At 68.9% G+C, this 11,962-nt stretch carries 9 protein-coding genes; 2 read left to right on the top strand and 7 right to left on the bottom strand.

Annotated features, from left to right (window positions below; all coding sequences use genetic code 11):
• Positions 1-5 precede the first annotated feature (5 nt).
• Positions 6-1,259, bottom strand: coding sequence for a sarcosine oxidase subunit beta family protein (locus ACSQ2B_RS14990; protein WP_436050982.1), 1,254 nt, complete (start codon positions 1,257-1,259; stop codon positions 6-8).
• Positions 1,260-1,346: 87 nt separating this feature from the next.
• Between ACSQ2B_RS14990 and ACSQ2B_RS14985 the strand changes: the two genes are divergently transcribed.
• Positions 1,347-2,333, top strand: coding sequence for a GlxA family transcriptional regulator (locus ACSQ2B_RS14985; protein WP_436050980.1), 987 nt, complete (start codon positions 1,347-1,349; stop codon positions 2,331-2,333).
• Positions 2,334-2,355: 22 nt separating this feature from the next.
• Here the strand turns inward: ACSQ2B_RS14985 and ACSQ2B_RS14980 are convergent, their stop codons facing one another.
• From ACSQ2B_RS14980 to ACSQ2B_RS14955, 6 genes are all read right to left on the bottom strand, one after another.
• Positions 2,356-3,969 carry a response regulator gene (locus ACSQ2B_RS14980; RefSeq protein ID WP_436050978.1) on the bottom strand — a complete coding sequence of 538 codons (1,614 nt, stop codon included), beginning with the start codon at positions 3,967-3,969 and terminating at the stop codon, positions 2,356-2,358.
• On the bottom strand, positions 3,962-6,607 hold the full coding sequence (locus tag ACSQ2B_RS14975) for a hybrid sensor histidine kinase/response regulator (protein WP_436050976.1): 2,646 nt from the start codon (positions 6,605-6,607) through the stop codon (positions 3,962-3,964). The genes ACSQ2B_RS14980 and ACSQ2B_RS14975 overlap by 8 nt, the downstream gene beginning before the upstream one ends.
• Before the next feature lie 149 nt (positions 6,608-6,756).
• Entirely contained in the window at positions 6,757-7,131 is a 375-nt protein-coding gene (locus tag ACSQ2B_RS14970; RefSeq protein WP_436050975.1) for a response regulator, read from the bottom strand.
• Positions 7,128-8,291, bottom strand: coding sequence for a sensor histidine kinase (locus ACSQ2B_RS14965; RefSeq protein ID WP_436050973.1), 1,164 nt, complete (start codon positions 8,289-8,291; stop codon positions 7,128-7,130). The genes ACSQ2B_RS14970 and ACSQ2B_RS14965 overlap by 4 nt, the downstream gene beginning before the upstream one ends.
• A gap of 129 nt (positions 8,292-8,420) precedes the next feature.
• Entirely contained in the window at positions 8,421-8,591 is a 171-nt protein-coding gene (locus ACSQ2B_RS14960; protein ID WP_436050972.1) for a hypothetical protein, read from the bottom strand.
• Positions 8,592-8,639: 48 nt separating this feature from the next.
• On the bottom strand, positions 8,640-10,037 hold the full coding sequence (locus tag ACSQ2B_RS14955) for an MmgE/PrpD family protein (RefSeq protein ID WP_436050970.1): 1,398 nt from the start codon (positions 10,035-10,037) through the stop codon (positions 8,640-8,642).
• A gap of 298 nt (positions 10,038-10,335) precedes the next feature.
• Here ACSQ2B_RS14955 and ACSQ2B_RS14950 point away from each other — a divergent pair, with 298 nt between their 5' ends.
• Positions 10,336-11,814 (top strand): aldehyde dehydrogenase, encoded by a 1,479-nt coding sequence (locus ACSQ2B_RS14950; protein WP_436050969.1) that lies wholly within the window; start codon positions 10,336-10,338, stop codon positions 11,812-11,814.
• The last annotated feature ends 148 nt before the right edge of the window (positions 11,815-11,962 follow it).

The raw sequence follows: 11,962 nt of genomic DNA, 5'->3' as shown, positions 1-11,962 counted from the left end.
GGGCCTCAGTGCAGGTTGGGTTGGGCGCCCTGGCCCTTCTCGTCGATGAGATGGCCGGTGCGGAACCGGTCGAGGCGGTAGGCGGTCGCCGTCGCGTGCGGCAGGTCGGTCGCCAAGAGGTGGGCGAAGCACCAGCCCGAGGCGGGCGTCGCCTTGAAGCCGCCGTAGCACCAGCCGGCGTTGAGATAGAGGCCGGGGACGGGCGTGCGGTCGATGATCGGCGAGCCGTCCATCGACATGTCCATGACGCCGCCCCAGCTGCGCAGCAGGCGCGCGCGGCCGATCATCGGCATCACCGCCATGCCGCCCTCGCAGACGTCCTCGACGACCGGCAGGTTTCCGCGCTGGGCGTAGCTGTTGTAGCCGTCGATATCGCCGCCGAAGACCAGGCCGCCCTTGTCCGACTGGCTGATGTAGAAATGGCCGGCCCCGAAGGTGATGACGCCCGGGATCACAGGCTTCAGCGCCTCGCTGACGAAGGCCTGCAGGACGTGGCTCTCGATCGGCAGCTTCACGCCCGCCAGCGCCGCGACCCGAGAGGTGTTCCCGGCCACCGCCATGCCGATCTTGCCGGCGCGGATGGCGCCCCGGGTGGTCTCGACCCCGGCGACCGCGCCGGACCCGTCCCGCAGGAAGCCCACGACCTCGCAGTTCTGGATGATGTCGACGCCAAGGTCGGAAGCCCCGCGCGCATAGCCCCAGGCCACCGCGTCGTGCCGCGCCGTGCCGCCGCGCGCCTGGAGCAGCCCCCCCTGAATGGGAAACCGCGCCTGGTCGTAGTTGAGGAAAGGGGCCATCCGGCGCACCGCCTCCCTGTCCAGCAGTTCGGAGTCGACGCCGTGCAGGCGCATGGCGTTGCCGCGGCGGGCGAAGCCGTCGCGCTGGGCGTCGGAGTGATAGAGGTTCAGCACGCCGCGCTGGCTGACCATGGCGTTGTAGTTCAGCGCCTGCTCCAGCCCTTCCCAGAGCTTCATCGACCATTCGTAGAAGGGCTCGTTGCCCGGCAGGCCGTAGTTGGAGCGGATGATGGTGGTGTTGCGGCCGACGTTGCCGCCGCCGATCCAGCCCTTCTCCAGCACCGCCACGCGGGTCAGGCCGTGGTTCTTCGCCAGGTAGAAGGCGGTGGCCAGGCCGTGGCCGCCGCCGCCGATGATGACGACGTCGTAGCCGTCGCGCGGCTCGGCCGCGCGCCAGGCCGGCCGCCAGCCGCGGTTCCCAGACAGGGCGTTGCGGGCGAGACTGAGGATCGAGTAGCGCAAGGCCGACGTCGCCAATCACGAAAACGATTTGCCTGTCGAGAAACCTAAGCTTGACCCGATCGCCGCGCGCGCCTGAAAACGACATGGATGAGCCGCTTTGCGACATCTGCCCCCCGCACGCTCGGCCTGCTGCTGGTCGATGGGTTTGCGCTGCTTTCCTATGCGGCGGTGGTGGAGCCCTTCCGCGCGGCCAACAACCTGGCCGGCGCCGAACTCTACAGCTGGACCCACGTCTGCGTCGGCGGCGAGGCGGCGCGGGCGTCCAATGGCGCGGCCATCCTGGCGGACGCCAAGGTGGGCGAGGCGCTGGATTGCGACCTGCTCTTCGTCTTCGCGGGCGGCGATCCGACGACCTTCGACGACCCGGCGACCTTCGCCTGGCTGCGGCAGATGGCCGGCCGCGGCGTCGGCCTGGCCGGCGTCTCCGGCGGCCCCTATCTGCTGGCCCGCGCCGGCCTGCTCGAAGGCCGCCGCGCCACCATCCACTGGGAGCACGCGGCCGCCTTCCGCGAGGACTTCCCGGGGCTGGCGCTGGAGGACGGCCTCTATGTGATCGACGGCCGGCGGATGACTTGCGCCGGCGGCACGGCCGGGCTCGACCTGGCCATCGAGCTGATCGAACGCGACCAGGGCCACGCCCTGGCGGGCCGGGTCGGCGAATGGTTCATCCGCACGGAATCGCGCCGGGCTGAACGATCGCAGCGGCTGAGCCTGCGGGATCGCTACGGAGTGCGCCACGACGGAACGCTCCGGGCGCTGGCGGCGATGGAGGCGGCGGTCGAGGACCCGCACAGCCGCGACGAGCTCGCCGCTCGGGCCGGCGTTTCGGTGCGCCAGCTCGAACGTCTGTTCCGGACCCACCTCAAGAGCACGGTCGCCGGGATCTACCTCCGCATCCGGCTCGAGCAGGCGAGCCAGCTGCTGCGCACGACCGGCCTGTCGGTGACCGACGTCGCCATCGCCTGCGGTTTTTCGAACGGCAGCCACTTCGCCCGCGTCTTTCGCCGCGCTTTCGGCCATGCGCCCGGCGCAGGCCGCGAATCCCCGAGAGACAGATCAACAGGCTCGCCATGACCCTGGGCGACAGCCGGCGCGCTCACGCAGCCGATTTCGCGAGCAGGTCGGCGACGGCGCGCCCGAGCGTGGAGACCGCGATAGGCTTGCGCAGGACGATGGCGTCCTGCACGTCCTCCAGCGCCAAGGTGTCCGCATAGCCGCTGCAGAAGGCCACGGGCAATCCGGGCCGAAGGGCGCGGACCCGTTTGGCCAGCTCTGCGCCGTTCATTCCCGGCATGGCGAAATCGAGGACGACGGCATCGAGCGATTGGCGCTCCATCAGAGCGAGGCCGCTCGGGCCGTCCGCCGCCTCAAAGACCTGAAAACCGTCCAGGCGCAGTCCGTCGGCGAGAACCATGCGGACCGCATCGTCGTCGTCCACGACCAAAATCCGCTGAGAGCTTCCTTGATCTCCGTAGGCCGGGTTTTCAGGCTGGCTCTTGGCCGCGCGTTCGGCCGACCTGGGCCGGGGCTGCGTCGACGGCAGTTGGATCTCCACGGTGGCGCCGGCGCCGGGCATGCTGTCGATCGCGACGTCGCCGCCGCACTGGCGGGCGAAGCCATAGACCTGCGCCAGGCCCAGGCCGGTTCCCTTGCCCTTTTCCTTGGTGGTGTAGAACGGCTCCACGGCGCGCACGGCCACGTCTTGCGGCATGCCATGCCCGGTGTCGCTCATCCACACGCGCCAGACCGGAGCTGCGCCGGGCGTTTCATTCACGGCCAAGCCAAGCACGACGGCGCCGCCCTCGGGCATGGCGTCGCGGGCGTTTAACGCCAGGTTGACGAGCGCCAGCTCCAGCTGATCGGCGTCGGTGGTGGCCCACGCCTCGCCTTCCGGCAGGACCAGGTTGAACGAGATTGTCGGACCCAGGGCGTGGGCGATCATCGGCGCCCCGCCGCGAAGCACCGAGCTCAGGTCCGTGGGTTGCAGATCCAGTTTCTGGGTTCTTGAGAAGGCCAGCAGCTGGCCGGTCACCTTGACCCCCCGCTGCGTCGCCTGGAGGCCGGCGTCGATATACCGTCGGCACGGGTGGCCGGGCTCCAGGCGCCGGTCAAGAAGTCGGAACGCCCCGTCAACCGCCATCAGCAGGTTGTTGAAGTCGTGCGCGACGCCGCCGGTGATCCGCCCGATCGTCTCCAGCTTTTGCGCCTGCACCAGGGCGTGTTCCGCCTTGATCCGCTCGGCGGTCTGTTCCTCGACGCGCCGCAGCGCCGCCTCGAGCGCCTGCGTGCGCTCGTGAACGCGCCGCTCGAGCTCGGCCTTTTCGAGCCTCAGCCGCCGCACCGCCATCGCCCGTGAGAGGACCGGCAGGATGGTGCTGAGCTTGAGCGGCTTGAGGACGTAGTCCAGAGCGCCGGTCTTCATCGCCTCCACCGCCGTCGAGACGGAGGCTTCGCCCGTCATGATCACGCCCACCAGGTCGGGATCGCGCTCCTGGGCGAGCCGCAACAGCTCGACCCCGCCCATGCCCGGCATGGCCAGGTCCGTCAGCAGGACTTCGAAGCCGCCATCCTGCAGTGCGCTCAGCGCCGAGCCGCCGTCCGTGAAGCCGATGGGGTCGTATCCCCGCTCAGCCAGGGTCTGGCAAAGCGCCGCCACGTTCGCCGCCTGGTCGTCGACGATCGCAATGCGAGGCCGAGCGGGTTCAGCCATGGCTGGGCTCCATGCACTGCTGGGCCAGGGCCGCCCGAATTTCCCGGATCTTCGGCGGTTTGCTGAGCACCTGGTCCACATGCGGCGGCATGTCCGCCTCAGCAATGAACCCCTGGCCCCAGCCGGTCAGCAGTAGCACGGGCGTCGTCGGCGACATCGCCTTGATCTCGGCCGCGACCTTTCTTCCGTCGACGTAGGGCATTCCAAGGTCGGTGATCACAGCGGCGAAATAGCTGTCCCGCCCGCCGCCAACGTCAAATGCCTCGATGGCCGCGCGCCCGCCGTTGGCGGCCGTCACCACGTGACCGTCCTGTTCCAGGATCTCGCGAAGAGCCTTCAGCAGGACCGGGTCATCGTCGACGATGAGCAGGCGCAGCCGGGCGGTCGTGGCCGCGGCGGTCGCGCCCCCGGGCGACGCGGCGGGCGGCGATTCCGGGACCGGAAAGGCCAGGCTGACGACCGTCCCCACGCCGGGGGTCGACCGCACGTCCATCTCTGCGCCGTGCCGTTGCGCCACGCCGTAGACCATGCCGAGCCCGAGGCCGGTGCCGCGTTCGCCCTTGGTGGTGAAGAAGGGCTCCAGGCAGCGCCGGTGCGTTTCGGCGTCCATGCCGACCCCGTCGTCCGCGACCTCGATCCCCAAGGTCTTGAGCCCGCGGCCGTTCGCGTCGCCGCCCGCCAGCCGGGTCCTCAAGGCCAAGGTTCCGCCCTCGGGCATGGCGTCGACCGCGTTGAGCACCAGGTTGATCAAGGCCTCGCGGATTTCGCTCTCCACCCCCAGAATCGCCGGGGCGTTCGGGCGCAGCTCGGTTTGAACCTTGATGACGGCGCCCCGCTGCACCGCCATGTCGCTCCAACGGGCGCGTGTGAGGTCGAGGACCTGATGGACCAGCTCCTCCAGGCGGACGGGCGCCAGCTCGAGCTGGGTCTCGCGCTGCCGATAGAACTCCTTCATGCGCGCGATGGTGTGGGTGACGTCCTCGACGGCGCGCTGGATCACCTCGAGCTGGCTTCGCCCCGTGGGGCTGAGGCCGGTTTCGGTTTCCATCATGGCCTCGGTGTAGAGGGCGACCGGGGAGAGGGCGTTGTTGATGTCGTGGGCGATCCCGCTGGCCATCTGGCCGAGCGCACGCAGACGCTCCTGCTGCAGTATGGCCTGCTGCGACTGGCGAAGGTCGTCGTAGGCGTCCTGCAGGGCGCCGTGCAGCTGACCCTGGTGCGCCGCCAGGGCGGCGTGTTCGCTCAGTTGGCGCAGAAACTCGCACTCGCCGCTGACGAAGCCGTTCGCTCGGAAGCGGGCGACGACGAGGACGCCAAACACCTTGCTCTCGATCTGCAGGGGCGCGGCCACCATCGATCCCAGGCCGCCGCGGGCGAGGCGCTGGGGAAAGGGAAAGTCGATCGCGGCGATGTCGGCCTCGTAGACCAGCTGGCCGCGGACGCACCGGGAGAGCCCGTTCTGGTCGATGTCCACCCGGGCGCGCTCCGGCAGGGCGAGGCCCATCGCCAGGGTCTGGCTCTCCACGCCGACAGCCGCCACCGTCAAGATGCGATCCAGGTCGTCATACAGGCACAGGCAGGCGAAGTCGGCGGGAAGCTGGGCCTCGACGCTGCGCACGACGATCTGGAAGATGCTGTTGAGGTCTTGCCGCTCGCCGATCGCGCGGGTGATCTGGTGCAGCAGGAACAGCCGTTCGACCTGGGCCGTGGCCTTGTCTTCGGCCTCCTGGCGAACCACCATCTCGCGCCCGAGGGACTCATTGGCCGCGGTCAATTCGGTGGTTCGCTCCAGGACGCGGCGATCGAGGTCGGCGTTCGCCTGGGCCAGCGCGGCCTCGGCGCGGATCCGCTGCAGCATGTCCCGCGAGGCGATCTGCGTCACCGACAGGAACAGGACGAGGAAGCCGCTGATCCGCCCCACGTGCGAGGCCATGGCGAGGCCGTCGGGCGGCGCCCGCGAATAGAGGATCACCAAATCGGCGATACACAGCACGGCGGCGGTCCAGGCGATCGGACGAAGCAGCCGGTCGCGGTCGCGCATCAGCCACGCTGGAATGGCGACGAGCCCCGAGAGCAGGGGCGCGGCGGCCAGCGCCGGCCGCGTGACGCCGACAAGCGTCGGCGCGGTGTAGGTCGGCGTAAGCTGGAAGAGAGCGAGCAGGCCGACGCCCAGCACAGCCATCAACAAGCTGAAGCTGAGCACGCCGGCGTCGCCGCGCAGCAGCCGCCAGAGGGACAGACCGAAGCCGAGGGACAGGACGTGGATGGACGGCGGCCAGGTCGCGGGGCGCAGAACGCCGCGCGTCTGGGCGATGCCCGAAAGCTGTCCCGACCATTCGACCGTCACCAGGACGTGGACCAGCGTCAGGACGAAGGTCACCGCGAAACACGTCGCCAGCCATTTGGGAAACGGATGCCCGATGTGCTGGCCCATATCCCAGAGCGCCAGGGCGAGCATGCCGGCCAGCAGCGCCACGCTGGTGTCCAGAATGGTGTGCAGATCGGGGAAATTCTTGTCGCCCATCGCCAGCAGCGGCCAGGAGATCAAGACGCCGAGAACCAGCACGCCCCAGGCCGCGCGAGGCAGGTTGGTTGTTTCGATCCCTAGGTTCGGATTGGCCGATTCCGCGGATACCACGGCACACGCCTTAGCTGTTGTGCTGGAAACACTACAACCTTCGCTAGCGGTGAGGAAGCCTTCGCCGACGCCGCCTCGCCGCGCTGGCTGCGGTCGCCCTCACTATCCCGCCGCATCCCTCCGCCGGCTTCTGCCACGCCCGCGCTCGACTAAGACGCGCCCGCCGCTTCGATGGCGGTCCGGAGCTGACGATCCGACACGGGCTTGAACAACACGCCGGCCGGGTGATCCAGCCCAATCCGGTTCAGGGTCGCAGGCTCCCGCGAACCGGTGAGGAAGATCACCTTCGAGCCGACCTGGTCGTGAATCGCCAGCGCGGCGTCGACGCCGTCCTCCAGGCCCTGCAGGCGGACGTCCATCAGCACGAACATCGGCCGATGCGCGAGCGCCGCGGCGACCGCGTCGTCGGCCGTCGCCGCCGTTCCGCAGACGGCGAGGCCGATGTCCTCCACCTGCAGGCAGAGGCCCTGGGCGATCAGGAACTCGTCTTCGACGACGAGGACGCAGGTTTGCAGGTCGTTCATGCAGTCACCGGGGCCGGGAGGTGAATCTCGCTGCGAGTGCCGTTCTCATGTCGCACGACCATGGTGCCCTTCAGCTGGGCCACCAGGCCGCGAATGATGCTGGTCCCCAGCGCCGGGCGGCCGTCGTTGGCGGGCGCCGCGGTCTTGCCGCCGCCGCCATTGTCGGCGACGACGAGCGCGACGGTGGCGTCGTCGTTGCGCTGCAGGAGGACGTCGATGGCGCCCTTCCCATCGGGGAAGGCGTGCTTGAGCGAGTTCGTCACCAGCTCGGTGACCAGCAGGCCCAACGGAATCGCGAAATCGAGGCCGACGTTCAGCGGTACGGCGTCCACGGAAAGGGTCACGTCGCTTCCCGCGCCGCCCTCGACGATATTCTCGGAGAGCTCCCGCAGGAAGGGCGCGAAATCGAAGGTCTTGAGGTCGTCTGACCCCATCAGCTGTTGATGGACGAGGCCCAGCGCGAAGATCCGGCTGCGCAGGTTCAGGAGCCCCTTCTTCGCCTCGGGATCCACAACTTGCCGCGCCTGCATGACGATTAGCCCGTCGACGGTCTGAAGATTGTTCTTCACGCGATGGTAGACCTCGCGGAGAAGAAGATCGCGCTGCGCGAGTGCATCGGTCAACTGTAGATTCGCCTCCAGCAACTCGGCGGTCCTCTCCGCAACCCGGCTTTCGAGCTCCAGGTTGGACTGACGGACCCTGGTCTCGCTTTCACGCAACAGGGCGGTGGTGCGCGCCTGCTCCTCGATCGTCGTCGTGAGCTGGGAATTGAGGCTCGCCAGCTGGGCGGCGGAGGGCAGGGCCACGGCCTTGGGGATCAACGGCCACAGGAGCGCGGCGGTGACGATCGACAGGACGGCGGTCAGCACCTTGATCAAGCCCTCGACGCCATAGGCCGGAACCCACAGGGTGAGGATCGCGAGCAGGTGGGTCGTGCCGCAGGCCATGATGAAGGCGACGAAGAGATAGGCTACCCAGCCGTATTGGATGTCCCGTCGTTGGCCGATGAACGAGGCCAGGGCCAGGGGGATCGAGAAATAGGCCAGGCCGATCACCGCGTCTGACGCGGCATGCAGCCCGACCAGGCCTGGCGCCCAACTCAAACAGAAGCCATGCGGCGTCAGGCCCGTTGGGTTCAACAACCAGTCGGTGATCGACATTCCGGGACCTCAAGGCTGAAGCCGAGAGTCAACACTACCTTGGGATGCTGTCGAGGAACATCGCGCTCGGCGCGAAGGACCCGTCGGGACGTTGCAGGACCTGAAACGAGGTCGGCCCATGTTGAAGGGTTACTTCTCGCCGTCGCGTTCCCGCTGGCGGAGCTCGTCCCACACGAGCGCGCCCATCAGGCCAAAGGCGCAGGACGTCGCCAGCGCCGGCTGGATCACGCCAAGCTGCTGCAGCAGGAACAGGTTCATGACGCCGCTGACGAACAGGGGAAGGCGAAGATGAATTCCCATGCCGGCTCCTCCCATTGGATGGCGTATCCGCCTTGATCGGCGGCGCGGTCAGTCGCCTCCGCGCAAGGTCGCCGCCAGCTCGCGCGCCGAGATCCGGTCGAGGTCGAGCACCGCCGCGCAGACCCGCTCGGCCTTGGCGGCGGGCAGGGTGAGGGTCGCCGATCCCATGAACTTCGCCACCACGGCCTCGGTCGTCAGCGACCGCTCGCCGGCGCCGCTGTTGACCCTGACGTGGCGCTTCACAACCCGTCCGTCGCGCAAGGTGACTTCGACGCCGCCGGAGAAGTAGGTTGGGAAGGCCGTCTCCGGATCCGCCGAACACTTCACCGTCGCCGTCAGCGCCCGGATCGCCGGATCGGCGAGGGCCTCCGGCAGGAGGTCGGCCATGCCGAACGCCCCCTTGAGCAGGCAGGTCGCGATCACGAACTGGGCGCTGAACTTGCCCTCGTAGTCAGTGGTCGGACGTTCCTTCTGCTCGGCGGGCTCGGCGACGATGTGCAGGGTCGGTTGCGGCAGGAAGGCGCGCACCGAGGCGATCTCAGCGCCGGCGATCTCGGCGTGCAGCTCGATCGCCGCATCGGCGCAGCCGTGGATGAAGTGGCAGACGGGATAGGGTTTGAGCGCGGTTTCGCCGAAGCGCCACAGTTCGCCGAGCTTCGCCGTCAGGGCCTCGGTCTTGGCGTGAGCCGCCTCCTGCTGAAGATGGGTCTCGAAGAGGCCGAAGCGGCCTTCATAGGGACGCGAAGGCCCCTTGAAGCCATGCTGCGCCAGGCGCGCGGCGGTGACGCCGGCCACGGCGCCCCAGCCCGGATGGAAGCGCTTGGTCCAGGCGCCTTCCTCGAGGAAGACCTGGATGCCCGAGGCGGTGCTTCCGGCGATGCCCTGGGCGGCGACGATCTCGTCCTCGCCGAGCCCCAGCAGTCGGCCCGCCGTGACCGCCGAGGCGAAGTGGGCCACGATGCCGGTTGCGTGAAATCCGACGTGATGCAGGCCGCCGTCGACGGCCGCGCCGATGCGGATACCGGTCTCGGCGCCGAGCAGGAAGGCGGCCAGCAGGTCCTCGCCGCTCACGTCAAGGAACTCGCCGAGGGACAGGGCGGTCGGCAGGCTGGTGGCGGTCGGATGGATGATGCTGGCCAGGTGTGTGTCGTCGAAGTCGAGGCCGTGGACGAGGATCCCGTTGAGCAGCGCCGCATCGCGCACCTCGAAACCCCGCGCCAGGCCCAGGACCGTGCAGGCGCCGCTGGCCCCGATGGCCTCGACCCCGGCGATCGAGCGGCTCGCGTAGTCGTAGGCGTGGGAGGCGAACCCCTGGCCGATCGCATCGAGAATGTGCAGCTTGGCGCGCTCGCGGACCGGATTGGGCACGTCGGCCAGGCGAAGGCCGACGGCGAGCCTGGCCAGGCTGCGGCTGGGGGAAACGGGCTCCGGGGCGACTGCGTTCAAACCGTTTCCTCCCGTCCGAAAGCCTGTGCTCCTGCGTATGCCGAACGCCCCCTCCGTCTCGCTGCGCGAGCCACCTCCCCCGCTGCGCGGTGGAGGATCTGGGCCGAAGATGCTCCACCGCGCAGCGGGGGAGCTGTCGCGAAGCGACTGAGGGGGCGCTCGGCGCATATGCAAGGCCCCTGCTTATGCAGGACGGCGACACCCTGAACGCCGGTTCGCAGATAGTCAACTGTTGACACTTTGGCCGCGGGTGCGAAAGATGCGGCTAGCCTCCAGACGTCCGACGGGAGCCTGTTCCTTGGCCGAAACCTATCAGCTGTTCATCGACGGCGCCTGGCGCGCCAGCTCGACCGGCGAGACCCTTTCGGCCGTCAATCCCTTCAACCAGGAGGTCTGGGCGCAGGTCCCGTCGGCCGGCGGGGCGGACGTCGACGCCGCCGTGGCCGCGGCGCGCCGGGCCTATGAGACCACCTGGCGGCGCACGACGGGCCTGGAGCGCGCGACGCTCCTCAACCGCCTGGCCGATCTGCTGGAGGCCGACGCCGAGCGGATGGGCCTTCTGGAGACCACCGACAACGGCAAGGTGATCCGCGAGACCCGCCCGCAGATGGTCTATGCCGCGCGGGTCTTCCGCTTCTTCGCCGGCTACGCCGACAAGATCTACGGCAGCGTCATCCCGCTCGATCAGCGCGGCATGCTGGATATGGCGCTGCGCGAGCCCTACGGCGTGATCGCCGCCATCACCGCCTGGAATTCGCCGATCGCCCTGATGGCCAACAAGGTTCCGGCCGCGCTCGCCGCCGGCAACTGCGTGGTCATCAAGCCGTCCGAACACGCCTCGGTCACGACGCTCGAGTTCTGCAGGCTGGTGGAGAAGGCGGGCTTCCCGCCTGGCGTCGTTAACGTCGTCACCGGCGACGCGCGGGTCGGCAAGGCTCTGGTGGCCTCACCCGGCGTCGACAAGGTGAGCTTCACCGGCAGCCCGGCGGTCGGGCGCGAGATCGCCGCCATGGCGGGCCGCAACCTTCGTCCGGTGACGCTGGAGCTCGGCGGCAAGTCGGCCAACATCGTCTTCGCCGACGCCGACATCGACAAGGCGGTGGTCGGCGCCCTGGCCGGCATCTTCGGCGCCACGGGCCAGACCTGCGTGGCGGGCTCGCGCCTCATGGTGCAGCGTCCGGTCTACGAGCAGATGGTCGACCGGCTGGCGGCGCGGGCGGAGAAGATCGTGCTGGGCGATCCGCGCGATCCGGCGACCGAGATGGGCACGGCGGCCAACGAGCCGCAGTTCCGGCGCATCCTGGACTTCATCGAAGGCGCCAAGACCGAGGGCGCGCGGCTCGTCGCCGGCGGCGGGGCGGCGCGCGACGGCGACCTCGCCAAGGGCTTCTTCATCAAGCCGACCATCTTCGCCGACGTGCGCAACGACATGCGCGTGGCCCAGGAGGAGATCTTCGGGCCGGTGCTCTCGATCATCCCCTTCGACGAGGAGGCCGAGGCGGTCGAGATGGGCAACGCCTCGCAATATGGCCTGGCCGCCGGCGTCTGGACCCGGGACATCTCCCGCGCCATGCGGATGATCCACGCCATGCGGACGGGCGTGGTCTGGGTGAACACCTACCGCGTGGTGGCCGCCCAGGCGCCGTTTGGCGGCATCAAGGACAGCGGGTTCGGGAGGGAGCGGGGCGAGCAGGGGCTCTTGGAGTTCACCACGGTCAAGAACGTGATGATCGACTTCTCCGACGAGGCCCGCGACCCGTTCGCGATCAAAACGTGAGCTGGGCGATGCACGAAACATCATTACGACTGTCATCCCGGTTTTTCGCGAAGCGAAAAGACCGGGACCCAAGAACACGGCGTTTCAAGACAGATCGCGGCCGCGTCGTACAAGCTCTCGCTCGCCGGTGTGCATGGGTCCCGGTCTT

Source organism: Phenylobacterium sp. LjRoot225 (assembly GCF_964252855.1).
Lineage (GTDB): Bacteria > Pseudomonadota > Alphaproteobacteria > Caulobacterales > Caulobacteraceae > Phenylobacterium.
The sequence above is the reverse complement of the archived record's forward strand: the minus strand, read 5'-3'. Positions and strand labels throughout refer to the sequence as shown.

Coding starts and splice junctions, on each gene's coding strand:
- ACSQ2B_RS14985 (WP_436050980.1), top strand. CDS start 1,347: ATGAGCCGCTTTGCGACATCTGCCCCCCGCACGCTCGGCCTGCTGCTG.
- ACSQ2B_RS14980 (WP_436050978.1), bottom strand. CDS start 3,969: ATGGCTGAACCCGCTCGGCCTCGCATTGCGATCGTCGACGACCAGGCG.
- ACSQ2B_RS14965 (WP_436050973.1), bottom strand. CDS start 8,291: ATGTCGATCACCGACTGGTTGTTGAACCCAACGGGCCTGACGCCGCAT.
- ACSQ2B_RS14970 (WP_436050975.1), bottom strand. CDS start 7,131: ATGAACGACCTGCAAACCTGCGTCCTCGTCGTCGAAGACGAGTTCCTG.
- ACSQ2B_RS14960 (WP_436050972.1), bottom strand. CDS start 8,591: ATGGGAATTCATCTTCGCCTTCCCCTGTTCGTCAGCGGCGTCATGAAC.